This is a genomic window from Peptoniphilus sp. HMSC075B08 (assembly GCF_001815405.1).
GTDB lineage: Bacteria > Bacillota > Clostridia > Tissierellales > Peptoniphilaceae > Peptoniphilus_A > Peptoniphilus_A harei.
Window position 1 is genome coordinate 1 of sequence record NZ_KV820438.1, and the last position, 26,900, is coordinate 26,900.

A 26,900-nucleotide genomic window follows, 5' to 3' on the forward strand; every position below is an offset into this window, starting at 1 on the left:
CAACTGTTATATAATACTCTTTTATTTTTATCCTGTCAAGAGCTTTTTTATATTTTTTTAATCTCTTGAGTATTGATCTCTTATCCTATCTCTTAACTCCTCTATGTCCCTTTGCCTTTCTTCTAATCTATTAGTTAGGTTGGGGAAGGATTTTAAAATTCTCTTCTCTTTTATTAATTCTCTTCTTTCTCTTAACTCCTTAATCCTATTTTCTAATTCAATATACTCCCTTGTCTTCTTTAGCTCTTCTTGTCTATTTTCAATTTGAAGGGTCTTATCGTATACTCTCTCTCCAATCTTATCAGATACCTTCTTAATATCTATGCTGATCTTTTCTATTGCTTTGAATTCTTTGTTTAACCCAATAAGTGTATTAATAGTAGCAATTAAGTCTAGAGTCATAATTATTATTAGACCAATCCCTATATAAGTTAAGGGTCTGTCTGGTATTATTCCCACAAGTTTTCTTATCACAGGATGAACTACTTCATAAAGTAAAAAGCAAAATACTCCCCATATTATAGAAAACTCTAGGCAGATGTAACCTCCTATGTTTAGTTTATTATTTGAATAGTCCCACCATCTTTCGTGAAAAATCTTTTCTAATAAGAAGCCAGCAATAAATTCTATTAGGCTGGCGATGAACATGGACCCTAAGAAAAGGATCAGCTTATTTTTTTCTCCTATGTCTGTTAGAAAAAATATTACTGCTATGGCTCCAAAACCGTATATGGGACAGTAAGGTCCTGCCAAAAACCCCCTATTTATAAATCTTCCCTTAGTTACTGTGTGATAAGATACTTCTATTACCCAACCAACAAAGGCGTAGATAAAAAAATAAATTAAATAGTCTCTCATTTCTTCCTCTTTCTAATTTTATGTAAAAAAATATGTTAGTCTCACTAACATATTATAAACTATTAATATTTGATTTGCTCGTAATTTTTTATTATTTCTTTTCTTCCACTTACTCCAAGTTTTTTATAGACAAGGGTTAGGTTATTTTTTATTGTCTTCTCACTGATGTAAATCTCCCTAGAGATTTCCTTATTAGTTTTGCCAGATATTATTTCTTCTAAGAGTTTCTTTTCTCTCCTATTAAGGGTTTTTAATTTTTCGAACTTATTATTTCTATCACTTCTTAATTTTTTTAAATTTTCTTCTATATATATGTGTCCCCTAAGTGTCTTATCTATTGCATCAATAACTTCTTCTTCTGAAGCTCCAAGACTTAAAAGAGAATACTCCACTAATAATGGCAAGTCCCTCTCGTCGATTAATCTGATCTTTTCTACTTCAAGTTTCTCCAATTCCTTGTCCTGAAAGATTAGGATATCAAAATCTTTTTCTTTGTCTTTATAAAAATCAAGGACTTCATATCCTTCTAGGATATCTTGAAGTCCTCTCTTTATAATTTCACTTTTTGTCTCTATAGAAACTCTTATCATTTTAATTCCTTTACACTTTCTCTTTCAAGAATTTGTGATGGAAGGACAAGATTTTCTGATAGGTCGCTTTCTTTCTTATCAATTTTCTTTAGGATTTTCCTAATTGAAACCGCTCCAATATCATAGTAAGGAACCTTTACTGTTGTAAGTTTTGGTCTGTAGATGTCTGATATATAGGATCCGCCAAAGCCTGTAACTGATATATCATCTGGAGTCTTGTAGCCATTATCTAGTAGCATATTCATTAGGTGGATGGCAATTGTATCATAGGATGTAAAGAATGCCGTAATATTTTCTTTCTTTACAGTGTCAAGAATCTTTTCTTTTTCATCTTCTATGTCACTTGCTTCTAATCCTTCAACAAGTAGGTTCACCTTCTTTAGGCCAGCCTCTTCCATGGCCCTATTGTAACCTTCAATTTTTTTCTTTTCAAAAGTCCTGTCATAGTCTCTTCTAATAGCAAGAGATGCAATATTCTTGTGGCCCTTTTCTATTAAAAGTTTTACCATTTCATATGATGCTTTTTCATAGTCTATTTCTGTAGAGAATCTTTCGATTTCATAGAAGTTTGAGATTATTACATAGGGAATCTTACTCTCTTCAAGCTTATACTCTAGCTTAGGGTTGTGTAAGTTTGAAATTACAATAATACCTTCAACTTGTTTTTGAGCTAGAAGATTGGCAAACTTCATTTCTGATTCAACGTCACCATAAGAGCTTGATAGGAGTATGTCGTATTTATACATTCTTCCAATTTCTTCAACTCCTCTTAGGATTTGTGAAATAAAATTGGATCCAATGTCTTCTACAATTACACCAATTAAATTAGATTTTTTTGTAACTAAACTTCTCGCAACTTCGTTTGGTTTGTAATCCAATACGTCAATAGCGTGTAGGACTCTTCTTCGTGCCTCAGGGCTAACAGGTTTCGAGTCATTTATTACCCTTGATACTGTAGAAATGGACACATCTGCCATTTTTGCTACGTCTTTAATTGTAGATGCCATAGCTTCCTCCTTATGGTACTATTATTTTTAATTTATTTTCCAAAACCTTGAAAGTCATAGGAAGTGTTGATGCTTTCTCTCCATCAACATCAATTGTGAGCTTCTCATCACTTTCTATTTTTATATTTTTCGTCTTTAAGTACATTACCTTGTTATGATCAACATGTCGGCCACCCATTAGAGAAGTAAATAATTCTGGCACATCAGAAATTCTAATTCCCTTAAAAATAAGAACATCAAGATAGCCATCTGAAATATCAGCCAGAGGCGCCATTTTTTTAAAACCACCAACAGAAGTAGAGTTGGTTATTAAGAATAAAAGTCCTTCTACCTTTCCAGTAAATTCTTCACTTTCTACATAAAAGTTTAGACTCTTTTGATTTCTTAAAATCCTCTCTTCTAAAAGGACCCTTGCACCTTCAAGATAATAAGCCATATCTCCTAGGGTAGCCTTTTTCTCAGCTGGAACAGTGTAGGCAATTTCTGTAAGCATTCCTCCTGCAGCAACATTGATAAAGGCTCTTTCGCCAGCAAGTCCAAGATCAATTGTCCTAGTCTTGAAATTTTTTATCATCTTGTAGAAGGCGTTGGGAGAAGTAGGAAGCCTTTGGGCATTGGCAAAGTCATTTACCGTACCACTTTGTAGAATTCCAAGAGGTGTATCCCTTCCTGATAGGTAAATCCCATTTACAACTTCATTTACTGTCCCGTCTCCACCACTACAAATTATGAAATCTTCACCAGAATAGTCATAAGAAAACCTAGTGCCATCCCCTTCTTGATGGGTAAATAGGAGTTCAATCTCATACTTATCCTTGCTCATTAATTTTATAAGTTCTAGAATTTTGTTTAGCGCTGTTCCCCTACCTGAATTGGGATTGGCAATGATCTTTACTCTTTTCATCTTTTCCTCTCGTCTTACTTATAAAAATAAAAGGAGACGAAGAATAACTCCGTCCCTAGCTTATCTTAGAAAGACTTCTTTTACAGTCTTTGCAACTTCTCTTAAAATATAAAAATAGTCGATGGCGTTATTTGAACTAAGTGAAATAGTTTTAGCTGTATCAGAAATAACATCTGATATATTCATAACTGTATTTGACACTCTAAAAGAAGTATCATCGACTTGTCTTGTAATACCATTAACTGTGTCTGAAACAGAACCTACAGTTGATACAAGTCTTGCGACTTCTGGTTTTACATCATTTACAAGTTTAGTAGCATCAGTTGAAATTGCGTTCACATTGTCAGAAATGTCCTTGGCATTATCCATAATGGAAGGAACAGTCTTTATAGTGTGATCAATTTCACCTTGGTTTCTCTCAACAATTTCATTAACATTTTTTAAAATTTTAAATACATTAATTAGAACTAGAAATAGTGCAACAAGTGCAGCTATACCAGCTACATAAAGTAGGAAACTAAGTAGGCCACCTATAGTAAATGCTTGATCTAACATCTTCTATACCTCCTATCTTATTTTCTTTTTTCTTTTTCTACCTTATCTTTTGTTTCTTCAACAGATTCTTTTACATTTTCAGCAGATTTTTTTGCTTCTCTTTTAACGTCTTTTGCGCCTTCTTTTACTTCATCTTTAACGTCTTCTGCAGTATCTTTAACTTCTTCTGTTGTATTTTTTACATCGTATTTGATGTCTTCAGCACCAGCTCTAACAACTTCGCCAATTGCTTTAGCTTTTGCCTTAGCAACTTCTACATCTTCGTCAAATTCATATTTTTTAAGTGTAGCCTTGTCTCTTAAGTCAGCATAAGTCTTTTTAGCTTGTTCGCCAGCTTGATAAGCCTTGAATTCAATAGTATCCTTAGCATCGTTTGCTGCGTTTAAAGCTTGGTTAGCTGCTTCTTTAGATTTGTTAGCAATATCTTCACGAGTTTTTCTACCTTCTTGAGGTGCAAAAAGAATTCCACCAATAGCTCCTAGTGCAAGACCAGTACCAACCTTAGAAATTTCTTTAAGTCTTCTTCTTCTAACTGCTTGGTTTCTCTTTTCTTCTAAATAATCAAATAATCCCATAATAACTCTCCTTGTATAATTTATTTGTTAATATTTTACCCCTTAAAGCTTAATTCAATCACATTAAGCTAAAATTATTGGAAATAAAATAATAAAATCTAAAATAATAGTAAAAACCGCAATGCCGACACCTAGTTAATTCACACCCGCCAATTATCATGGTGGGTCAAAAACTTGATAGCGCATTCTGACTTCCGCTCAAAGACGGCTTGTCATAGGACGCTGATACACAGTTTCCCGTGTTAAATTTGTCGGTTGAATTAAGTAGGCATTCTTCGAACATCGCAGAATTTACTTAAGTAAATTATAACTCAATGAAAATGTTTTTTCAATAAACTTCGGGAAAAAAGGAAAAATCCTCTGGCAGTTTAGCAAAGACTTCCAGGTCCTTATTAGTCCTTGGGAGCTTAAACTTTAGAGAATATGAATGAAGAGCCTGCCTATTAATAAGGTCTGACTTAGATCCATAAAGTCCATCGCCAAGAACTGGATGACCAAGGTGGGCCATGTGAACCCTAATCTGATGAGTCCTTCCTGTGTGAAGGGTCAAGAGGACTAGACTCATGCCCTCGTACTCACCAAGGACCTTATAAGAAGTTAAAGATTTTTTGCCAATGACATAGTTGACTTCACGCCTTATTCCATCTTCACTTGTGGCAATGGGCCCATCAATTATTCCTTCTTTTTCATCTAGGATTCCTTCCACAATAGCAATATATTTTTTCTCAACCCCATCTTTGAAGTCGCTGGAAATTTTATCTTGGGCAAAAGAATTTTTAGCGGCAACAACAAGGCCCGAAGTGTCCCTATCAAGCCTATTTACAAACCTAACCTTTCTCTTTAATCCCTGGTCTTTGAAATATCCCAAGAGATAGTTTAAGAGAGTCCCATCTGCATCGTCCTTTGCTGTGTGAGTCACCATAAAAGGCTCTTTATTTACAATTACAAGGTCCTCGTCCTCATAAACTATGTCAAGGTCCTTGTGTTCGACAGCTCCATTGGGATCTTCATCTTCAAACCTAAGGGAAATAATATCTCCCTTCTTTAAAAATTTATTTTTCTTATTTAATCTGGAGTTTAAATAAATATTTCCACTTTTTACAGACCTTCTTATAAGTCGGGAGGAAAGACCTCTCTCCTTAAGAAAATCATTTACCTTAATTTTATCTCTTGAACTTCCATTGAATTTGAAATTTAAAAAATCTCTGGAATTTAATCTATACATTTTACACCTCTAGTCAAGGGAACTTTATTCGTTTATAATATAAATAATGATACAAAAAATCAAGGGGGTTTAGTCTTGTCAAAAATTATAAATATACTGACTAATGCAAATTATGAATCTAAAAAAACTGCAAATAATTTGCACAAGCTTTTAACAAAATATGGATATGAACCCTTTAATGGTTTCAAAAAAAATGCTGAGCTTTCTATTTGTATTGGAGGCGACGGTTCTTTTATAAAGGCCATCCACAAGAACGACTTCCCAGATATGCCCTTCGTGGGAATAAACACTGGCCACCTGGGTTTTTATCAAGAGATAAAACCTGAGGAAGTGGAAGAATTTGTCAAAGATTATAAAAATGGCAACTACCAAGTTGACGACATCAAACTAATAAGATCTGACATCTACACAAAGAACAAGGTCTACAAGTTTTATTCAGTCAACGAAGTTGTCTTAAAGGCTGCCCACTCAAAGACAATCCACATGAATGTCTTTATAGATAGGAACCACGTGGAAAAATTTTCTGGTGACGGCATTCTTGTTTCCACTCCAACAGGATCCACTGCCTACAACTTTTCTTCTGGCGGGGCCATAGTCTACCCAAGCCTTCACGTCTTGCAAATGACTCCCATCTCTCCAGTGAATTCAGCTGCCTACAGATCTCTTGGCTCATCTGTCATAGTTCCAGGAGCCCACACAATTTCACTTGTTGTTGAGAAGAGATACAAGGATTCCAACCTGCTTCTAGTTGACGGGTCAGAATATTTCTTCAACAACTTGCACAGGGTCAACATCAGACTCTCAAACAAAACAATAAAAAAACTTGTCTTCTCAAATAATTCCTACTGGGATAATTTGAAAGACAAGTTCCTATAAGATAAGTCCTAGGTATAAGCCCAGGACTTTTTTATTTTTTAATTTATCAAAATCTTTTGCTTCTGACTAATAAATTTTTTTAAAAAAATTCATGCAAGGAAACTTTTGAAATCAAACATCCTCGCAAGAGCTTTATCTATTTACAAAGTCATAAAAAAATCTCACCCAAGCTTGCAAGCCTAATGGATGAGATTTTATTTTTATTTGTTTTTCTTTTCTATTGCTGCTTTCACAAATCCATTAAATAATGGGTGAATTTTTGTTGGCCTTGACTTAAATTCTGGGTGGAATTGACAAGCTACGAAGAAGTCTTCGTTCTTTAGTTCAATAATTTCAACTAGGTCCTTGTCTTCATTGATGCCAGAGAAGGCCACACCAGCCGATCTTATTTGTCCCCTGAATTGGTTGTTAAACTCGTATCTATGTCTGTGTCTTTCCTTAATTTTTTCTTCTCCATAAAGAGAATAAACTAAAGAATCTTTTTCAAGAGTGCAGTCATAGTTACCAAGTCTTAAAGTTCCACCAACATTTTTTATGTCCTTTTGATTTTCTAAAAGGTCAATAATTGGATAATTTGTGTCTGGATTTATTTCCGTAGAGTTTGCGTCCTTTAGGCCAAGCTTATTTCTTGCAATGTCAATTAGGGCAACTTGCATTCCGTAACAAATTCCAAAGTAAGGGATGTGGTTGTCACGAGCAAACTTTGATGCCATAATCATACCTTCAGTTCCACGTGAACCAAAGCCACCTGGGACAATTATCCCGTCAAGTCCATCTAGGATGCTTACATCTTTTTCTATGTCTTCTGAATTTATCCACTCAATATTTACCTTGTAACCATTTTCGCAACCTGCATCAGTTAAGGCTTGAGTTACAGAAAGATAAGCATCGTGAAGGCTTACATATTTTCCCACAAGACCAATAGTCACTTCGCCCTTTACGTCCTTAAATCTCTCTACCATTTCCTTCCACTTGCCCTTGGAAGCTGGCCTGTCTTCTAGGTCAAGTTCCTTAAGGATGTAGTCATCAAGATGTTGGTCGTGGAATACTAGGGGAACTTCATATATAAGGTCAACATTTGTAGATTGGATAACTGCTTCCACTGGAACGTCACAGAATAGAGAAATTTTTTCTCTCAAGTCATCTGTCACCACTCCATTGGACCTTACAATTATTACGTCAGTCTTGATTCCGTTGGACATAAGCTCCTTGAAGGAGTGTTGAGTTGGCTTTGTTTTTAATTCATCTGATCCAGGAATATTTGGAACAAGAACTGTGTGGACAAAAAGGACGTCAGACTTTTTGTTTTCTGAGTGAATTTGTCTAATGGCTTCTAAGAATGGAAGGGACTCAATGTCACCAACTGTACCGCCAATTTCTGTTATTACAACGTCAGCCTTGGATTCCTTTGCAGCCTTGTAAACTGCATTTTTGATTTCATTTGTAATATGTGGGATAACTTGGACAGTTGCACCGTCATAGTCTCCCCTTCTTTCTTTTGCAATAACTCTTGAGTAGACCTTACCAGTTGTAATTGATGCACCCTTAGTTAATTCTTCATCAATAAATCTTTCATAGTGACCAAGGTCTAGGTCAGTTTCTGCTCCGTCCTTAGTTACAAAAACTTCCCCATGTTGGTAGGGACTCATAGTTCCTGGGTCAACATTTAGGTAGGGGTCGAACTTTTGCATGAATACAGAAAGTCCCCTGTCCTTTAAAAGTCTACCAATACTTGCTGCAGAAATTCCCTTTCCAATTCCTGAAACAACTCCACCTGTAACAAATATAAATTTAGTCATACTTCCTCCTAGCTTAGTGAATTAAAAATATCTTCGTAAGATGGCAAAGTCATATTTTTTCTTGAGATTAATTTTTCCATTTGGTCTGCAATTTTTCGCGTTGCATATAATTTTGTGGCAATATTTCTCTCAACATACTCTGCTTTTTTATAAATTTCATCTATTTTATTTGAATGATCAAGGAGAAGTTCAATCTCATCTCCACATTCAAGTAAGTCTGTAATCATCTTGTCTATTTTATCATACTTAGTCCTTAGTTTTTCATTGTTTTTAAATTTTAAAATTTGAGATAGGTCTTTTAATTCAGCCATTCCCATAGGAATTAGGTCCTTATGGATCATTGAAACCATGGTTTTGGCCTCAAGGCTGTGATAAATTACCACTTCTTCGATGTTTACTTCATAAGAAGCCTTGATTTCTTTCTCAGTGTAAATCCCCCTCTTGATAAAAATATCATTAAAGTCAAAGTCCCTCAAGGCAACTAGGGCATCAAAATAAGTCTTGTGGTTGGCAAGTCCCCTTCTCTTGGCTTCTTCCTTCCAATCATCAGAATAATTGTCCCCGTCGCAAATTACCCTATCGTGTTTTTCCATAACATCTCTTACAAGTTCAAGAGTTTTTTCTCTTAACTTAGCAGGATCATCTTGGAAGTCCTTTAATTCTTCATAAAATTTTTCAAGAGAGTCTGCCACAGCACAGTTTAGGGCAATGTTTAAGTCTGATCCAGTTTTTGAAGAACCCAACATCCTAAACTCAAACTTGTTGCCAGTAAAGGCGACGGCTGCCGTCCTGTTCCTGTCGCTAGAATCCACTGGAACACTTAAGAGGTTGTAACCCCTAAAGGCCTTGTCAGAATCATTTTTATATTCAATATCTTCTTTTATGTCCCTAAATAATTCTTCAAGGTCTGATCCAAGGAAGAGGGAAATAATTGCCGGTGGAGCTTCGTCTGCTCCCAGCCTAAAGTCATTAGAAGTTGATGATGCACTTACCCTCAAGAGGCTTTGGTACTTGTCTGTAGCCTCAATTATTGCAGCGACAAACAATAAAAAGACATTGTTATTGTAGGGATCGTCGCCTGGATCAAAAACATTTAGACCGTAGTTTGTAACAATAGAATAATTATTGTGCTTGCCAGAACCATTTACGCCATCAAAGGGTTTTTCATGGAAGAGACATACCAAATTATTTTCTAGGGCAGTTTCTTTTAAGATGTTCATCAAAAGTTGATTGTCATCTATTGCCACATTTACATTTTCAAATAAAATTGCCATTTCAAATTGATTTGGAGCAACTTCATTGTGCTCAGCTTCAGAATAAATTCCAAGCTCATAAAGTTTTTGGTCCACTTCTTTGTAAAATTTTTCTACTCTTGCGGGGATTTGTCCAAAGTAGTGATCTGATAACTCTTGTCCCTTGGGAGAAGGTGCTCCAACAATGGTTCTTCCAGTGCTCTTTAGGTCGCTTCTCTTCTTGTAGATTTCCTTATCAAGGAGGAAAAATTCTTGTTCAAGTCCAACCTTGACCCTCATCCTGTAGGCATACTCGTCCTTCTCAAATAAGTTGACGATCTTTGTTCCCTCATCACTTAGGATTTTTGTGGAGTCAATAAGTGGTCCCCTCTTATCAAGTTTTTCTCCCTTATAGGACATAAAAATAGTTGGGATGTATAAGACACTTCCTATGACAAAGGAGTTTGCTGTAAGATCCCAATAAGTATAGCCCCTTGCTTCAAAGGTAGACCTCATGCCACCAGATGGGAAGGATGATGCGTCGGGTTCACCCTTTACAAGTTCCTTGCCAGAGAACCTATTAATTGGTTCGTTATCAGAGGTTCTTGATATAAAGGCCTCGTGCTTCTTTGCAGTGTGGCCTGATAGGGGCAAGAACCAGTGGGCAAAGTGCGTTGCCCCATTCTTTAGGGCCCAGTCCTTCATGGCATGGGCAATGGCATCGGCAGTTTCTCTGTCTAAGTCCTTTTCGTTTCTAAGTGCGTCCTTCCACTTTAAGTAAATTGGATAGGGTAGTGATTCCTTCATCTTCTTCTTGTTAAAGCTTTTTATTCCAAATTCTTCTATCATGCTTCCCCCTATTAAAAATAAAAACAAAAAAATGGCAATTAATTAAAATTGCCATTATGAAAAACCTGTGGTTTCTTTTTATTTTATTTCAATTTAAAAACTTTGTCAATAAAATATAGTCATTCAGAATCCCTTAAAAGGAGGACGTGAACATCAAACCACTGCCCATGGATAGACACATTAACCTCTCCACCGAGAAGCTCTGCTAGGTTCTTAACTATATTAAGACCAAGTCCCGACCCTTCAGAGTGGCGTGACCTGTCAGCCTTTAAAAGTTCTTCAAAAAGTTCATCAGAGTTCATATTTACTTTTTCGTCTACAATGTTCTTCACATAAAATTCTATTGTAGACTTTCTTTCAATCACACCAGCAAGGACACTTGTCCCTGGCCTTGCGTGCTTGGCTGCATTGGAAAATAAGTTTTCCACAATTCTTACAAAGAGATTGACGTCAGTGTAGATTAAAATCTCATCACTTTGAGACTTATAAGAAAAATCTAGGTCCTTCTTCTCAAAGAGGGAATCGTAATCGGCATAAATTTGTAAAATCATCTCGTTTAATTCAACTAAGGACTTCTCAATAGATAGGTTGCCTGTACTTGTCTTTGAAGCAAAGACCAAGTCGACGATTAGGTCCTTAAGTCTCGTGGAATTTCTCTTTAAGATGCTAATAAAATCCTTGGCCTCGTTATCAAGAACCTCCTTCTTGGACAAGAGGTCTGCATAATTAATTATTGAGGTAAGGGGAGTCTTTAAGTCGTGGGAAATATTTGTAATTAAATCAACCTTAAACCTTTCAGACCTAAAGTTTTCTTCTAGCCTAATCCTGTCTCGCTTCTTAAAGTCTTCCATTAAGACAGTAATCCTGTCCAAGTACTCGTTCTCAAAGGGCCCTGGGATTTCAAATTCATATCCATAAAGGATGGACTCAATTAGTTCAATGGAAAGTGTGTTTTGAGCAAACTGAACTTCAACAATAATCACTGCCCTTAAAATCATAAACAAGAGGACATTTAATAGAACTATGTCACCACTTATTAAGCTATAAAAAAGTATGTACATTATTATTAGGGTCACATTCAAGGTACCAAAGAGCCTGAAGTTTTTAAACCTCCTGTACTTATAGAGGTTATAAGTAAAAATTGTGTCAAAAAGTTTTTTTCTCTTTATCTTTAAGAGGACAAATAGAAGAGTAACGAGCCAGGAAAGTATGAAGTGCTTGTTAATATTAAATAGCTCAAAAATAATTACTGAAGATACAAAAATATTTTCGATAAACACCCTGTCTCTTAAGTCGATAAAGACATTTTTCAAAAAATCTTTAAAATCAGCTAGCATCACTTGCCCTCAATCTTGTAGCCCATACCGTAGACAGACTTAATTAAATCAGGCTTTCTTGGATTGATTTCAATCTTGTCGCGAAGATGGGAAATGTGAACAGAAATAATCTTTCTCACATCAACAGCCTCTTCCTCCCAGACTCTTTCATAAATTTCATTTGAAGAAAAAACTCTTCCAGGATTTTCTGCCAATAAATATAAAATCTTATATTCATAGGGTGTTAGGTTCACAAGATCATCTTCAACACGGACTTCTTTTGAGTCATCAAAAATGGAAACTCTGCCAATTTTTAAGTCTCCAGTCTTTATATCAGATGCCCCAAGGGAAAAATATCTTCTTATAAGAGAATTGACCCTTGCTGTAAGCTCCACTGCATTAAAGGGCTTAGTTATATAATCATCGGCGCCAACATTTAGGCCCACAATCTTATCTGTGACTTCACTCTTGGCCGATAATACAATAATAGGAATATTTGTCTCTTCTCTCATCTTCATAATAAGGGTAATCCCATCCATGACAGGCATCATTATATCAATTATGGCAAGGTGAATTTCATTCTCCTTCATAATCTTAAGAGCCGCAGCCCCATCTTCTGCAGTGAAGACCTTGTAGCCCTCGGCCTTTAAATAAATTTCTATTGCGTCTAAGATATCTCTCTCATCGTCGCAAACTAGTATATTGTAGTTCATAGTATCACCTATTCCTATTTTATCATTTAACGAATTGTTATCATACGACTTTTACTATATAATACTCAAGAGGTGTTTGAAAAATATGAATAATTTTATAGATAAGGTAAAAGACAATAAGGTCTTTACATTTTTTGATAAGCTAATTTACAGGGTCCTGGACCACGACACCCTCTCTTATGGAGGAAGTCTAACTTATTTTTTAGTTTTATCAATTTTCCCCTTCTTAATTTCATTAATCAACGCAATTAATTTTTCGGGGATTCTTGATCCAGAATATATTTATGGACTAATAGATGTGCTCCCTGGCGAAATACAAGAGATAGTGAGCAACTTTTTAAACGAGCTTCAAATGTCATCATCTGGATCCTTCTTCACAATTTCCTTTGTCCTAGGTCTTTTCACTGCATCTACTGCAGTCTTTAAGCTCATGAAGATAATAAATCAATCCTATGGCTTCGAAGAATCAAGGGGTTTTGTCGCTCAAAGGCTCATGGCCCTTTTCTTCACAGTAGCACTAATTCTTATGATTTTTCTTCTTGTCCTTACACAAATCTTTGGACAAATTATTTATGTAAATATAATGTCTTATTTGGGGATTGGAAATAGTTCTTTTGACAAAATTTGGTCTCTTGCAAAAAACGCAATACCACTTGCCTATATGTTAATCACTTTTATCCTCTTGTACAAATTTTCCCCATCAAAATCCAGGGAGAATATGGTTACAATAAAGAGCGTTTTACCAGGTTCCATCTTCTCAACTCTTGGCCTAATAATTGCCTCACTGGGTTTCAACTTTTATGTGTCAAACTTTGGGAATTATTCCATAACTTATGGGTCTCTTGGGGGTATTATAGTCTTTTTAATCTGGCTCTATCTCATTTCAACTATAATTTTAGTTGGGGCAGAGATAAATGCCACTCTTTACTCCATGAAGAACTTCCAAAGTCTCAACAACTGGCCAAGGCACGACTCAATGCTAAAAAATTTACAAGATTAAGCAATTTCTGTGGCTGCAATTAGTGCAGTCACTTTTTTTATGCCTGCTTTTTTGGCAACTTTCGTAAGTTCAGCAATGGTTGCTCCAGTAGTTATTACGTCGTCCACAATAATTATCTCTTCCGCATAAGATTTTACACGAAAGGCATCTCGTAGATTCTCTTCACGGTCTAACTTCTTTAAACCAACCTGAAATTTGGTGTCTCTTAGCTTTTCAAAAATATCTTGGCAGGATAAGTCTAAGTTTCCTGCAATTTTTTCTGCCAAAAGTTTAGATTGGTTGTAGCCCCTTTCCCCTTCCTTATTTTTGTGCATGGGGACAAAAGTTATGACTTCTTTATTTAAATTTTTCTCCAAAATCTTCTCTATCATTATTTCAGAAATTATCTCCCCATAGGAGACCTTCCCCTTGAATTTAAAATCTATTATAAGCCTTCTCATTATTCCAGAATAAGTTGAAGCAACTATTAGATCATCAAGGCCTTCAATATCATAATAATAGACTGGGTCTCTACTTATTAAGCCAAGGCACTCATGGCAAAGTCCATATTCTTCTACTTTTCTCCCACACAAGGGGCACCTATCCTCTTTTAATTTCATCTTGGTCCCTCAACTTTTTTGCAAGATTAGAATACCTCTTGCGGGTCTTGTTGTTTTCAATCATCTTCACAAGATAGTCGCTTATTCCCACAAGGACAACGGCCTTTGACGCCCTAGTTATTGCTGTGTAAATCAAATTTCTCGTCAAAAGCATTGGAGCAGCCCTATAAATGGGGATGACAACTACGGGAAACTCACTTCCTTGGGACTTGTGGATGGTCATTGCATAGGCAAGTGCAAGCTCGTCGAGATTATCAGAATTATACTCAACACTTCTCACGTCTTCAAAGACAACTGTGACCTTCTTGTTTTCCTTGTCAATTTTTGAAATATAACCAAGGTCGCCATTGAAAACTCCCTTTTGCTTGTCTTCATAAAATTCATTTTCAACCTTGGATTCCAATTCATAATTATTTTTTGTCTGTAAAACCCTGTCGCCCAACTTAAATTTCTTCCCAAGGACTTCTATAAATTCATCACTATCATTTAGGTGGTCTTGGAGGGCGAGATTTAAATTTTCTGTCCCATGTACCCCCTTCTTAGTTGGCGTTAAGACTTGGACATCTGACTGGCTGACGTTAAAATAATTTGGCAGCCTAGTCTTAACAAGGTCCTTGATAATTTCTAGCCCCTTGGCCTCTCCCCTTTCAGAAATCATAAAAAAGTCGCCTAGATTTAAAATTGGCATGTCGCCCTTGTTTATTAGGTGAGCATTTTTTACAATCATAGATTCTTCCGACTGCCTAAAAATTTCTTCAAGGTTAACTGACTCAATGACACCAGACTCCAAAATATCTGCCAAGACATTGCCTGCCCCAACAGATGGAAGTTGGTCCTTGTCCCCAACTAAGATCAAACGAGTTGGACTTTCAATGGACTTTAAGAGGGTTTCCATCAAAAGAATATCAACCATGGAAACTTCATCGAGGATTAGTACGTCGCACTCAAGTTCTTCTACGTTGGCAAAGTCGCCACCAAAACCAATTTCAAGTAGCTTGTGGATTGTAAAGGCATCTCTTCCCGTCTGCTCTTTCATCCTCTTGGCAGCCCTTCCTGTGGGAGCAGCAAGCTTTATATCCTTATCCATGGACTCAAAAATATCTATTAAGACCTTAAGGGTAGTTGTCTTACCAGTTCCCGGTCCCCCAGTTATGACAAAGACTCCCTTGTTAATGGCATCCTTGACAGCCCTTCTCTGAGTTTTAGAAAGTTCAATCTTCCTAAACTTTTCTGTCCTCCTGATTTTTTTATCAATATCAAACTTTTCATCAAAGGAAATATTTAAATCATTTAACTTGCCTGCAACATAATTTTCTGCCGCCAAGTATCTGGCTATGTAGCAGTTGTAGTTTTCTCCATCCCTCTCAACAAAAAAGTTTTTCTCAAGTGTAAGAGTCCTGGCTACTTCATCTGGGTCTTCAAACTTTGTTCCAAGAATTCTTTCTCCAGCCTTTATTAGCTTGTCAAGGGGAAGATAAGTGTGGCCGTCCCTGTTGGCAAGCATTAGGGCGTACTTCAGTCCTGCCAGCCTTCTAAAGTCAGAATCTTTTTCAATACCAATGGACTCTGCAATTTCATCTGCCTTCTTAAATCCAAGTCCCCTTACCCTTCCTATCAAGTCGTAGGGATTTTTCATTACAAGGTCTATGGACTCGTCCCCATATTCTTTGTAAATTTTTAAAATCACTGAGGCAGGAAGATTGTACTTGGAGAAGTGGAGGAAAATCTTCCTCATGGCATACTGCTTGTCGAGAGCTTCCTTGATGTCCCTGTATTTTTTTCGACCAATCCCCTTAATAGAAAGGAGCCTTTCAGGATGATTTTCAATTACATCAAGGGTCTCTTCCTTAAACTCATCTACAATCCTCTCAGCCATTTTCTCTCCAACATGGGGAATCATTGCAGAAGAAAGATAAGATACAATGGCAGCTTCACCTTCGGGCATGACTTCTTCAAGGTCTGTGAAGGCAAACTGTTCTCCGTACTTGTTGTGGTAGGTGAAGTCTCCAGTAAATTTGTATTTTAAGTTTTCTTTGAAAATTGTGGCTGAACCAACAACTACAAGGTCGCCGTCACTTGAATTTATTTTTGCAACAGTGTAGCCGTTCTCTTCATTTCTAAAAATTATTTTTTCCACAAGACCTTCAAGACTAATCAATTAAAACACCTCGACAATATTGTATCAAGTAATGGGGACTTTATACAGAAATATTTATTTACTCATGTCCAATAAAAAAGAGGCCCCTCAGGACCTCCTTCTCAATAAAAATCTTCGTCTTTATTATTTTGTCTTTCGTACTCATCCCTATAATTGTCGTAGCTATCTTTGAAGGGATCAGAATACTTTTCGCCGTAAGAATCTTCTATTCTCCCATAGGGTTCATTGGGAATAATAATAGCAAGGGCAATGTAAGCCCAAATGCTAAGACCTCCTGGAACAATTAAGAGAAAAGCTATAATCCTCACGATAGTTGAGTCAACGCCAAGATATTTTGCAATCCCGCCGCAAACTCCTGCAAGAACCCTGTCGTCTCTTGACCTGTATAACTTTTTCATTTCACACTTCCTTTATAAATCTCAAATCTTATTTATAAATTACCCCAGGATAAAGTTTTTATTCAAAATACATTAGCAGCTGGCCACTTTCCACCATGTCGCCTTCTCTCACTGTGATGTCTTTAACTTTTCCGTCAATGTTTGCAACAATATTTGTTTCCATCTTCATGGCTTCAGCAATAAAGAGGCTGTCTCCCTTTTTAACCTCGTCGCCCTCAGCCACAAGAACCTTTACAATCTTACCTGGAATAGAAGAACCAACTTCTTTTTCATTTTTTGGATCTGCATAAATCTTTTCTTCCCCAAAGTTTTCCCCTGACTTAACAGTTTCGTCCTTAATGTTAATAGTTCTTCTTGATCCATTTATTTCAAAAGTTAAGTTTCTTGTGCCGTCTTCTAATAACTTTCCAACTTCAATTAAAGTGACGATTAAAGTCTTTCCTTCTTCAAGAGAAATTTCTGTGGACTCACCTTCCATTAGTCCATGGAAGAAGACGTCTGAGCCTATTCTTGTGACCTCACCATTTTCCTTTATATAGTCAAGATAATCATCAAAAACTTTTGGATATAGGGCAGAAGAAATTATATCTTCTTCACTTGGCTCGATTCCCTTTTCTTCCAAGTGCTTTTTAATTTCATCAAAGTCTTCATCAGGAAGGAGTTCTCCAGGTCTTTTTGTTATTGCCTTTTCCCCCTTTAGAATCATTTCTTGTAGGTCCTTAGGGAAGCCTCCATAAGGTTGACCCATCATTCCCTTAAAGTAAGTCATGACAGAATCTGGATAGTCTAGGTTCTTGCCCTTATCCAAAATATTTTCTGGAGTGAGTTCATTTTGCACCATAAAGATGGCAAAGTCCCCAACCATTTTTGATGAAGGAGTTACCTTTACAATGTCACCCACCATTTCGTTGACACGCTTGTACATTTCCTTTACGTCCTTAAACTTATGACCAAGTCCAAAGGATTCAACTTGTGGCTTTAAGTTTGAATATTGACCACCAGGAATTTCGTACTTGTAAATTTCTGTAGTTCCTGACTTCAAATCAGATTCAAAGTTTGCATAAACTGGCCTAACTGCAGCCCAATATTTTGAAATGTCCTCTGCCTTGTCTAGATCAATTTCTGTGTCCCTTTCAGTATTTTTAAGGGCAGCCACAACTGAATTTAGGGCAGGTTGTGAAGTAAGTCCACTCATAGAGTTAACTGCTGTATCCACAATATCTACTCCAGCTTCTGTTGCCTGAAGGATTGTTGCAACACCATTGCCAGTTGTGTCATGAGTGTGAAGGTGGATTGGAAGTCCCACTTCTTCTTTTAGGTTTTTGATTAACTTCTTGGCTGCGTAAGGTTTTAAAAGTCCAGACATGTCCTTGATTCCAAGAATTTGTGCCCCAGTCCTTTCAAGTTTCTTGGCAAAGTCAACATAATATTTAATAGAATACTTATCCCTGTACTCATCGAGGATGTCCCCTGTGTAGCACATTGTAGCTTCTGCAATTTTTCCATTTTCAAGGACTTGGTCTATGGAAAGTTTCATTCCATCAAGCCAGTTAAGTGAATCAAAAACCCTAAATAGGTCTACACCATTTTTAGCAGACTCTTTTATAAACTTAACAACAACATTGTCTGGATAATTTTTATAACCAACTGTGTTGTTGCCACGAATTAGCATTTGTAAAAGCATATTTGGCATTTTTTCACGAAGAATCCTAAGTCTTTCCCATGGATCTTCATGGAGGAACCTGTAAGCAACATCAAAAGTTGCCCCGCCCCACATTTCTACAGAAAATAACTTGTCCATGTTGTAGTTTAGGGCCTCAGCAATTTTCACAAGGTCAATAGTCCTCATCCTTGTGGCCATAAGTGATTGATGGGCATCACGCATAGTCGTATCTGTTAAGAGGAGCTTCTTTTCATTTAAGATGTGGTCCTTAATTCCATCAGGTCCAAGCTCGTCAAAAATTTGCTTGTAACCCCTGAAGTACTTCTTTTCAAAGTCTGGAACTTGTGGGACATCAAAGTTTTTCTCAAGGGCCTTAGTGTCATTGACAACCCTCTCTCCAATAATTTTCATGAGCCTAAGTTCCTTGTCTTTAGAAGATTTGATTTCAAATAATTCAGGATGTTCTTCAATAAAACCTGTGTCGCAAGTTCCCTCTTCAAATTCTTTGGTATTTAAAACATTTAATAAGAAACCAATGTTGGTCTTAACTCCACCAACCTTTAATTCAGAAAGAGATCTCTTGGCCTTTCTTATGGTGTCCTTCCAAGTCCTCGCTTCAGTAATTACCTTTACAAGAAGTGAGTCGTAATAAGGAGAAATCACTGCACCAGTAAAGCCGTTGCCCCCGTCAAGCCTTACTCCAAAGCCTGAAGATGACCTGTACAAATTAATCTGTCCTGTGTCGGGCATAAAGTTGTTAAGTGGGTCTTCTGTTGTCACACGACATTGGATAGAAAATCCCCTGTGGTCAATGGCATCTTGGCCGCTTATTCCAATTTCTTCACTGTCAAGCCTGTAACCCATGGCAACCAATATTTGTGACTGAACGATATCTATATCAGTGCACATTTCTGTTACAGTGTGTTCAACTTGGACTCTTGGGTTTACTTCTATAAAGTAGTGGTCGCCCTTGGAGTCAACTAAAAATTCTACAGTACCAGCGTTGGAATAGCCAATGGACCTTGCAATCTTTAGGGCATCTTGGCAAATTTCTTCCCTAAGCTCTACTGGAAGAGAAAAGGCTGGAGTGTATTCAATTACCTTTTGGTGTCGTCTTTGGATGGAGCAGTCCCTTTCATAAAGGTGGACTACATTCCCATGCTCATCTCCCAAAATTTGCACTTCAATGTGTTTTGGCTTGTGCAGGTATTTTTCAATAAACATAGAGTCATCGCCAAAGGCCTTCTTAGCTTCACTCTTGGCAGATTGGAATTTTCCCAAAAGTTCCTCTTGGCTCTGGGCAATTCTCATTCCCCTTCCGCCACCGCCAGCTGCTGCCTTGATCATTACAGGATATCCACAAGACTTGGCAAAGAGAAGGGCCTCTTCTTCATTGCGAATTGGCTTTTCAATTCCAGGAATAGTGGCAACACCAGCTTCCTTTGCAACAATTTTTGAAGTAATCTTATCCCCAAGCTTTTCCATAACCTCTGGACTAGGTCCAATAAAAGTAATTCCTTCTTCCCTGCACTTTCTTGCGAATTCAGGATTTTCTGATAAAAATCCGTAGCCAGGGTGGATAGCATCAACACCCTTTTTCTTTGCAAGACTAATTATCTCATCAATATCAAGATAGGCATCAAGAGGTGACTTCCCCTTGCCAATCTCGTAAGACTCGTCGGCCTTTGTCCTAAAAAGAGCTAGCCTGTCTTCTTCAGAATAGATGGCAACTGAGCGAATCCCCATTTCTCTTGCTGCCCTGAAAATCCTAATGGCAATCTCTCCACGATTAGCAACTAAAATTCTTTTGAACTTTTTCATAACTTCCTCCCTTTTAGTTTTAGATATTATACAACAAATACAAACTAAAGTGTAGAAGTAATGTATGAAGAATTAGTCAATAAGAATTTACAACTTAATAAATTACTATTATTTGATAAATATTTGTGACTTAATAAATAATTATAGCTTTATAAATAATTATGACTTCATAGACTTTTGCAGCTTGATAAACTTTTACAACTTAATAAAACTATAGAACTTTACAAAAAATCATCATTTAATAGGACTTCATAACTTTTTAAAAATCCACTAGTTAATAAAAAATTCGTAAGTTAGTAAATTGGATTAGTCAAGAGCAGACATGCTTGACCTAACCCAATTTGTGAAGCAAATTGCTGGTAGGTCAGCTGCAACCATTTGACAAAGAGAAGGACCAAAGGGAACTTCGATTTGTATCAAATGGCCAGCTGCAAATCGAAGTTCTTATATTTCGATTTTCTGAAGAAAGTTGCCGTCTAAAATATATAAAGAAATTTTAGCCAAAAAATAAGAGCCCTGTTTCCAGAGCTCTTGTAAAATGATATAATATTATCTTTTTGAGAATTGAGGAGATTTTCTAGCCTTTTTAAGACCGTATTTCTTTCTTTCCTTCATTCTTGGATCTCTTGTTAGATATCCTGCTTTTTTAAGAACTGATCTGTATTCAGGGTCTACTTCTAGTAGAGCTCTTGCAACGCCGTGTCTAACAGCTCCTGCTTGTCCTGAGTATCCTCCACCGATAACTTTTACGATAACATCAAAAGATGCTTCTGTTTCTGTAAGTTCTAGTGGTTCTTTTGCAACTGTTCTTAGTGTTTCGTAGTTAAAGTATTCTTCGATATCTTTACCGTTGATAATAAATTTTCCATTGCCAGGTAGAAGTCTAACTTGGGCGATGGATTTTTTTCTTCTTCCAGTACCTCTGTATTGTATAGTTTCCATTCTTACCTCCAATTAAAATTCATAAACTTCAGGTGCTTGTGCTGCGTGTGGATGTTCGTTACCAGTGTAAACTTTAAGTTTTTTGATCATCTTTCTGCCTAGTCTGTTTTTAGGAAGCATTCCCTTAACTGCTAGTTCGATAACTTTTTCTGGTCTCTTTTCCATCATTTCAGCATATGAAACTTCTTTTCTTCCACCTGGGTATCCAGTGTGATATGCGTGAATTTTTTGATGTAATTTATTTCCTGTCAATACAACCTTGTCAGCGTTAATTACAATAACAAAGTCTCCACAGTCCACATGTGGTGTAAAGATAGGTTTTCTCTTTCCTCTTAATACACTTGCGATTTCTGATGCTAATCTACCAAGGACTTTTCCTTCAGCGTCGATAACATACCATTTTCTTTCAACTTCATTTGCTTTAGCCATGTAGCTTTTCAATGAATTTTCCTCCTAAATTGTTTAAAAATTATTCCGGGGCTTTTTAAACATGACACATATTTTAGACTAAAAAGTCTATCTTGTCAACATTTATGGGGATTTTTATTAAATACTTTCTCTTTCTTTTTCGATGTGGATATTTTCAAGTGGAGTTGGATAAGCTGACTCTTTCTTGAATTTTTCGATTTGCTTCTTAACTCTATTTACAGAAGCTATTGTTCCCACACCTGCTACACACCCACCAGGGCATGCCATACCTTCTAGTAGGTAGCCATCAAGCTTGCCTGCCTTGGCGATCTTTAACATCTTCTTACATTCTGCAAGGGTATGAGCTCCTTGGATGTGGATGTCTTTGTCTGGTGATAGCTTTTCTGCCACTACCTTTACAGATTCGGCAACGCCACCTGCTATTGGGTAACCTCTACCAAGGGCAGATCCATCATCTACGTTTTCTTCTACTTCTATTTCAGATGGTTCTATGTTCTTTGCTACGAACATTCCCATTAGTTCTTCAAAAGTTATTACAAAGTCTACGTCTGATTTTACCTTTGTATCTAGGGCTTCAAGTTTCTTTGATGTACAAGGTCCAATGAATACTACTACTGCATCTGGATCTTTAGCCTTTATGTGGTTGGCTGTGTATCTCATTGGTGAACCTGAGTCTGATACTTGTTCAAAGAATTCTGGGAATTCATTTTTTATCATTAGTGTCCATGAGAAGCAGCAGCTTGTACCCATAAATGGAATGTCTTCTGGCACTCTTTCTAGATATTCTTTGGCTTCGTGAAGTGTTGTAAGGTCTGCTCCAAGAGCAACCTCTAATACATCTTCAAATCCAAGTTGTTTTATTGCTTCTATTATTTGTTTGGCACTTGTGTTGGCACCAAATTGTCCTATGTAGGATGGTGCTATGGCTCCGTAAACTTTCTTTCCTGATTTTATTGCCTTTATAAGTTGGAAGATTTGTGTCTTGTCAGATATTGCTCCAAAAGGACATTCTGCTATACATCTTCCACAAGCAACACACTTATCATGGTCAATTTCTGCCCTGCCATATTCGTCTGATGAAATGGCATCTACCCCACAAGCAGCAGCACATGGCCTTTCGTATTTTACAATTGCTGAATATGGACATGCTTCTTTACATCTTCCACACCTAACACATTTATCTTTATCAATAATAGTTCTATCTTTACCCATAGAAATGGCATTTACAGGACAAACATTTATACAAGGGTGTGCAAGACACTTCCTGCAATTATCCGTTGTATAAAAAGCCTTAGTTGGACAAGCTTCGCAACCAAACTTTATAACATTTATTAGTGGTTTTTCGTAGGCATTTGTATCGATATCAACCTTGTCAAAACCGTCAGTCACATTTTTAAATACGCCAATCTCTCTAACATCTAGCCCCATTGCTAGTCTAAGTCTTTCGTCGACAACTGCCCTTTCTCTAAAGATATCAGATCTGTATTTTGCCACTTCGCCAGGTACAATCTTGTAGCTGGATTCTTCTAGGGCAGAAATATCTAAATCATTATAGGCAATTCTTGCAACTTCAGCAAAAACTTTTCTTCTGATGTCGACAAGTGTTCCATAAATTTCTTTCATCGCTTCCCCTTATTACTTATATTCTTAGTTTATCAATTATTTTAGCACTAACTTCTTGTGCAGTAGCCTTTAGCATTATCTCGTCGTCTACTATGACAACTGGTGATGCTTCGTTATTGTGAATCTTGCAATAGTTTAGACAATGTGCAAATTCAACTTCTAAATTTTCGGCAGAACATAGCTCGGACTCTGGTCCACACAAATGATCTTGTAAGTACTCTACTGCATCATAAATAGCATTAGCTCCCATAAGAGTGCATCTTGCACCCATACAAATAGTAACTTTCATATATCCTCCTCATCACTCTATAAAGATAGTTTATCATTTAACAATCACTTCTTCAATCATTATAATTAATTTATGATAATTATGTTAATAATGCTAAAATATAGTAGAGGTGGGAAATGAAAGACATTGAAATTTTAAAAAATTTGACCCTCTTTAAGGGTCTTGATGATAATGAACTAATAGAAATAAAAAAATTTTTATCAAGCGTGAAGACTTATGATGCAAAAGAAATAATTTTTAATACAGGAGACCCCATAAATTATTTTGGGATTCTACTAAAGGGTCAAGTGGACCTATCCATAGAAGACGTCTTTGGCAACAAGACTCTTCTTTCCAAGTTAACAGGCCCAGCCCTCTTCGCCGAGTCTGTCCTTATTAAAGATATAGAAGAGATTCCCCTTTCTGTTGTAGCAGCAGAGGATTCAGAAGTCATCTTATTTGACTACAAGGCCTACAAGTCATCTGGGTCGTCTTCACTTGTAAAGGTCCAAGACAATCTTATAAAAATCTTGGCAGGGAAGAATTTATTCATGCGTGACAAGTTAAACCTCCTTAGTCTTCCATCTACTCGTGCAAAAATTTTATATTTTCTATCAAATGAGGCTCGCAAAAGAAAGTCAAAATATTTTGAAATTGATTTTAATATTAGCGAGCTGGCACAGTTTTTAAATTTAAACCGTTCTTCACTTTCACGTGAACTTTCTAAGCTAAAAAAAGAAGGCCTCATTGACTATGACAATAAGACCTTCCGAATTTTATAATTTTTTAATTCTAATCTATAAATTTATTCTTTATTTTGATGGGCTACTCTTGCACAGGCTGCTGCGGCAATAGCTGCCACCAAGTCGTCGGCAAAAGTAGTCACTCTTTCTACTTTTTTCTTTTCGTCTAATTCCTTGATTATGCCAATTTTTTTCTTATCAAGATAACCAAAGTTAGTAAGACCAATTGTCCCATACATGTTTACAATTCCAAGAGTCAGGATCTCGTCAATCCCATAAAGACCTTCGTCATCTCTTATAATTGATAAGAGTGGTTCAGGCAGATTGCCTTCATTGGCCAAGTCGTCTAGGGTAAGGCCTGTTAAGATTGCGTGGATAGATTCCCTCTTCCTAACAACACTCTCCACACTTTCAAGGCACCTTTCCAGGCTCAAGTCCTTAATATAATCTCCCTGCAATTCTTGCACAAGTTTCGCAATTTCTACTAATTCTATTCCAAATTCCTCTAATCTATTTACTGTAAGTTCATAGAGTTCGTCCATGTCGTATTTATAAAATTTTCCTATCATAGATCCTCCTATCTTCTTCTCATTCTCGCCCTATTTCTTCTTATCATCTTAGCTCTTGAGATTTTAATTGAAATCCCATAGATAAAGCCAGGTATAAGGGTTGAAATAAAAAGGCTTAGGGGGTTGTAAGATATTCCCAAAACCTTAATAGCGTAAACTTGGGGCATCAAGAAAAATTCTAGTGGAAACTTCCAATAGGATCCACCTACTGACCTTGAGAATACTTCCTTGCCCAGGCCAACAAAGGCAAAGGCAAATAAGATTAGGCCAATTAACCAAATCAAATTACCTGCAAAGAAGTCCAAGCTCCTGGCATTCTTCTTGGAGAGTCCCTTGCCAAAGTTAAAATATAGGATAAGAATAAGTCCCACCAAAATAACTTTGAAGGCAAGGTTCCCATATACAAGTCCCCTCACCTGGCTAGACAAATTAATAAGGCTAGCTATGGCGAAGACTATAAAAACTATTAAGATGTGAAAAATTAAGCCGCGAGTATTATTCCTCATAATAACTCCTATTTATCCAAATATTTTTCCGCATTTTCTGATGCCATCATCTTCATGTCCTTGTCCACCCAAACTATGGCTGCATCAGTTTTAGCTGACAATTCTTTTATTTCATCATCATTAGAATTAAAGGCAGCAGTTGACAAGAAGTCACAAAGTCCAGAGTCATCCTTGATAACAGTCACAGACTTCATTTCATGAGCTGGCTTTAGAGTATCTGGGTCAATGATGTGACAGTATCTCACACCATCAAGGTCAAAATACCTTTGGTAGTCACCACTTGTGACAATAGAAGTGTTGGCAACATTTAAAGTTGTCAAAACTTGGTCAGGGCTTTCTAGGTCTGGGTTTTGGATCCCAATCCTAAAGTTTTCTCTTCCATCAGTTGGCTTGCCAATTATCCTGACATTTCCACCAGCCGAAATAACACAAGAAGTAACTCCTCTCTCACGGAGTTCTTGAGCCACAAGTTCTGTAGCATAACCCTTGGCAGTGGCTCCAAGATCAAGTTCCATTCCCTCTTCAAGGTAGACAGATTTTTCCCCTTCATCTAATTTTACATTTTCAATATTTGTAAGTGGACGTAGTTTTTCCAGTTCTTCATCACTTGGAAGGGCCTGACCCTTTAGGGCAATGACTTCTTCCTTAGTCTTTCCACCTTCGTAAAGATCCCTATATTCATTCCAAAGTTTTGTAACAGGTCCAAGGGCAACATTTGTGTTGTGAGATATATTTTTGTAGTCATCAACAGAAGTTTTTATTAGGTCAAATAAAACATCATCAACCACCACTGGCTTTACACCAGCTTCATCGTTAACTGTCTTTAAATTCACAAGACCATCATAGTTCTTGTAGTTGTCAAAAAGCTTGTGGAGGTCTTGGTATCTTTCCTTGGCATAGGTCAAATTTTCCTTGGCAAAGTCATCGTCGTCAGTGTAAATTGCAATGTGGATCACAGTGTCAAAAGTGTCGTAGAATTCAATCTCTTGCTTGTCCCCATCCTTGTTGACTTCAAGAGATGCCACACTTTCATTTGAATTTGTGTTTTCATTTTTTATATTGTTTGCTCCCTGGTTCTTGCAGCCAGATAAAATTAAAAGACCGCTAAGGCCAAGAGCCATTAAAGTTTTTTTCATAATATCACCTTTCTCTATAATACCATTTAAGTCGCCATTTTTACAATAACTTATAAATTTCCATAAAAAAAGACAGCCCCATGGACTGTCTCTAAAAATTAATTTTTATTCTTCGTCTTCTTTTCTTCTCTTAAATCTCTTTAATAGAAGTAATAGGCCTGATGCAAGTCCAGCTGATGCAGTTTCCATTGCAAGACCAGCGTCGCCTGTCTTAGGAGCCTTGTCATCGCTTGTAACTTGTCTTTCTATGCCCTTGTTCTTAACAAGATTATCATCTTCAAGATTTTCTTTCTTTTCTACTTCTCTAGTTTCTTCAGGAGTAGAATTCTTTTCAATATCCTTTACATCTTCAGTCTTTGGTTTTTCTGGAGATTCTTGTGGAGAATCCTTTGGATCCTCACTTGGATTTTCTACGACCTTGTTAGGAGTCTTATCTTCTGGCTTATTAGGTGTCTTATTACCTGGTTCAGAAGGTTTGTTAGGTCTATCCTTGCCTGGCTTAACAGGATCTTCTTTACCTGGCTTTTCTGGATCTTCCTTACCTGG

The 26,900-nt window shown here is 36.8% G+C and carries 25 protein-coding genes, 1 other RNA gene and 1 pseudogene; 3 read left to right on the plus strand and 24 right to left on the minus strand.

The window, feature by feature from the left end:
• Positions 1-57: 57 nt before the first annotated feature.
• From HMPREF3023_RS02995 to HMPREF3023_RS03030, 8 genes are all read right to left on the minus strand, one after another.
• Positions 58-858: a putative ABC transporter permease gene (locus HMPREF3023_RS02995; RefSeq protein WP_070700515.1), complete on the minus strand. Its 801-nt coding sequence runs from the start codon at positions 856-858 to the stop codon at positions 58-60.
• A gap of 62 nt (positions 859-920) precedes the next feature.
• Positions 921-1,448 carry a LuxR C-terminal-related transcriptional regulator gene (locus HMPREF3023_RS03000; protein WP_070700517.1) on the minus strand — a complete coding sequence of 176 codons (528 nt, stop codon included), beginning with the start codon at positions 1,446-1,448 and terminating at the stop codon, positions 921-923.
• A complete protein-coding gene (locus HMPREF3023_RS03005) occupies positions 1,445-2,455 on the minus strand; it encodes a LacI family DNA-binding transcriptional regulator (protein WP_070700519.1) in 1,011 nt (336 codons plus the stop codon). Before HMPREF3023_RS03005 ends, HMPREF3023_RS03000 begins: the two co-directional genes overlap by 4 nt.
• A 10-nt stretch (positions 2,456-2,465) precedes the next feature.
• Complete coding sequence (locus tag HMPREF3023_RS03010; RefSeq protein ID WP_070700521.1) at positions 2,466-3,359, minus strand: diacylglycerol/lipid kinase family protein; 894 nt, start codon at positions 3,357-3,359, stop codon at positions 2,466-2,468.
• Between the two features lie 60 nt (positions 3,360-3,419).
• Positions 3,420-3,914, minus strand: coding sequence for a hypothetical protein (locus HMPREF3023_RS03015; protein ID WP_070700523.1), 495 nt, complete (start codon positions 3,912-3,914; stop codon positions 3,420-3,422).
• A 17-nt stretch (positions 3,915-3,931) separates the two neighbouring features.
• The gene (locus tag HMPREF3023_RS03020) at positions 3,932-4,489 is read right to left on the minus strand and encodes a YtxH domain-containing protein (protein WP_070700526.1); all 558 of its coding nucleotides are present in this window, start codon (positions 4,487-4,489) and stop codon (positions 3,932-3,934) included.
• Between the two features lie 109 nt (positions 4,490-4,598).
• Positions 4,599-4,783, minus strand: a non-coding RNA gene (gene ssrS / locus HMPREF3023_RS03025) — 6S RNA.
• A 34-nt stretch (positions 4,784-4,817) separates the two neighbouring features.
• Entirely contained in the window at positions 4,818-5,714 is an 897-nt protein-coding gene (locus HMPREF3023_RS03030) for an RluA family pseudouridine synthase (protein WP_070700529.1), read from the minus strand.
• Positions 5,715-5,789: 75 nt separating this feature from the next.
• On the opposite strand from HMPREF3023_RS03030, the gene HMPREF3023_RS03035 reads away from it, so the two are divergent.
• Positions 5,790-6,590 carry an NAD(+)/NADH kinase gene (locus HMPREF3023_RS03035; protein ID WP_070700532.1) on the plus strand — a complete coding sequence of 267 codons (801 nt, stop codon included), beginning with the start codon at positions 5,790-5,792 and terminating at the stop codon, positions 6,588-6,590.
• 200 nt (positions 6,591-6,790) lie between these two features.
• Here the strand turns inward: HMPREF3023_RS03035 and HMPREF3023_RS03040 are convergent, their stop codons facing one another.
• From HMPREF3023_RS03040 to HMPREF3023_RS03055, 4 genes are all read right to left on the minus strand, one after another.
• On the minus strand, positions 6,791-8,389 hold the full coding sequence (locus HMPREF3023_RS03040; protein ID WP_070700535.1) for a CTP synthase: 1,599 nt from the start codon (positions 8,387-8,389) through the stop codon (positions 6,791-6,793).
• An 8-nt stretch (positions 8,390-8,397) separates the two neighbouring features.
• Positions 8,398-10,470: a glutamine synthetase III domain-containing protein gene (locus tag HMPREF3023_RS03045; RefSeq protein ID WP_070700538.1), complete on the minus strand. Its 2,073-nt coding sequence runs from the start codon at positions 10,468-10,470 to the stop codon at positions 8,398-8,400.
• Between the two features lie 119 nt (positions 10,471-10,589).
• The gene (locus HMPREF3023_RS03050) at positions 10,590-11,807 is read right to left on the minus strand and encodes a sensor histidine kinase (RefSeq protein WP_070700540.1); all 1,218 of its coding nucleotides are present in this window, start codon (positions 11,805-11,807) and stop codon (positions 10,590-10,592) included.
• Entirely contained in the window at positions 11,807-12,499 is a 693-nt protein-coding gene (locus HMPREF3023_RS03055) for a response regulator transcription factor (protein WP_070700543.1), read from the minus strand. The genes HMPREF3023_RS03050 and HMPREF3023_RS03055 overlap by 1 nt, the downstream gene beginning before the upstream one ends.
• Positions 12,500-12,584: 85 nt before the next feature.
• Between HMPREF3023_RS03055 and HMPREF3023_RS03060 the strand changes: the two genes are divergently transcribed.
• A complete protein-coding gene (locus HMPREF3023_RS03060; protein ID WP_070700546.1) occupies positions 12,585-13,499 on the plus strand; it encodes a YihY/virulence factor BrkB family protein in 915 nt (304 codons plus the stop codon).
• On the opposite strand, the gene HMPREF3023_RS03065 is transcribed toward HMPREF3023_RS03060, so the two are convergent.
• The 8 genes from HMPREF3023_RS03065 to HMPREF3023_RS03100 form a co-directional block, all read right to left on the minus strand.
• A complete protein-coding gene (locus HMPREF3023_RS03065) occupies positions 13,496-14,098 on the minus strand; it encodes a ComF family protein (RefSeq protein WP_070700548.1) in 603 nt (200 codons plus the stop codon). The genes HMPREF3023_RS03060 and HMPREF3023_RS03065 overlap by 4 nt on opposite strands.
• Positions 14,079-16,256, minus strand: coding sequence for an SF1B family DNA helicase RecD2 (locus HMPREF3023_RS03070; RefSeq protein ID WP_070700551.1), 2,178 nt, complete (start codon positions 16,254-16,256; stop codon positions 14,079-14,081). Before HMPREF3023_RS03070 ends, HMPREF3023_RS03065 begins: the two co-directional genes overlap by 20 nt.
• A 101-nt stretch (positions 16,257-16,357) precedes the next feature.
• Entirely contained in the window at positions 16,358-16,654 is a 297-nt protein-coding gene (locus HMPREF3023_RS03075; RefSeq protein WP_070700554.1) for a PspC domain-containing protein, read from the minus strand.
• Positions 16,655-16,712: 58 nt separating this feature from the next.
• A complete protein-coding gene (locus tag HMPREF3023_RS03080) occupies positions 16,713-20,138 on the minus strand; it encodes a pyruvate carboxylase (RefSeq protein ID WP_070700557.1) in 3,426 nt (1,141 codons plus the stop codon).
• Between the two features lie 549 nt (positions 20,139-20,687).
• Positions 20,688-21,080 (minus strand): 30S ribosomal protein S9, encoded by a 393-nt coding sequence (gene rpsI / locus HMPREF3023_RS03085; protein ID WP_070700560.1) that lies wholly within the window; start codon positions 21,078-21,080, stop codon positions 20,688-20,690.
• Between the two features lie 12 nt (positions 21,081-21,092).
• Complete coding sequence (gene rplM, locus HMPREF3023_RS03090; protein ID WP_083315499.1) at positions 21,093-21,521, minus strand: 50S ribosomal protein L13; 429 nt, start codon at positions 21,519-21,521, stop codon at positions 21,093-21,095.
• A gap of 105 nt (positions 21,522-21,626) precedes the next feature.
• A complete protein-coding gene (locus tag HMPREF3023_RS03095) occupies positions 21,627-23,132 on the minus strand; it encodes a 4Fe-4S dicluster domain-containing protein (RefSeq protein ID WP_070700563.1) in 1,506 nt (501 codons plus the stop codon).
• Between the two features lie 16 nt (positions 23,133-23,148).
• On the minus strand, positions 23,149-23,421 hold the full coding sequence (locus HMPREF3023_RS03100) for an NAD(P)H-dependent oxidoreductase subunit E (protein WP_005957852.1): 273 nt from the start codon (positions 23,419-23,421) through the stop codon (positions 23,149-23,151).
• A gap of 116 nt (positions 23,422-23,537) precedes the next feature.
• Here HMPREF3023_RS03100 and HMPREF3023_RS03105 point away from each other — a divergent pair, with 116 nt between their 5' ends.
• Positions 23,538-24,182: a Crp/Fnr family transcriptional regulator gene (locus HMPREF3023_RS03105; RefSeq protein WP_070700566.1), complete on the plus strand. Its 645-nt coding sequence runs from the start codon at positions 23,538-23,540 to the stop codon at positions 24,180-24,182.
• 23 nt (positions 24,183-24,205) lie between these two features.
• Here the strand turns inward: HMPREF3023_RS03105 and HMPREF3023_RS03110 are convergent, their stop codons facing one another.
• The 4 genes and pseudogenes from HMPREF3023_RS03110 to HMPREF3023_RS09445 all read right to left on the minus strand — a co-directional run.
• A complete protein-coding gene (locus tag HMPREF3023_RS03110) occupies positions 24,206-24,712 on the minus strand; it encodes a phosphatidylglycerophosphatase A family protein (RefSeq protein ID WP_070700569.1) in 507 nt (168 codons plus the stop codon).
• A gap of 8 nt (positions 24,713-24,720) precedes the next feature.
• Positions 24,721-25,218 (minus strand): hypothetical protein, encoded by a 498-nt coding sequence (locus HMPREF3023_RS03115; protein ID WP_070700572.1) that lies wholly within the window; start codon positions 25,216-25,218, stop codon positions 24,721-24,723.
• Between the two features lie 8 nt (positions 25,219-25,226).
• The gene (locus HMPREF3023_RS03120) at positions 25,227-26,354 is read right to left on the minus strand and encodes an FAD:protein FMN transferase (protein WP_070700575.1); all 1,128 of its coding nucleotides are present in this window, start codon (positions 26,352-26,354) and stop codon (positions 25,227-25,229) included.
• A 105-nt stretch (positions 26,355-26,459) separates the two neighbouring features.
• Positions 26,460-26,900 (minus strand): annotated as a pseudogene (locus tag HMPREF3023_RS09445) (hypothetical protein); the annotation flags it as partial.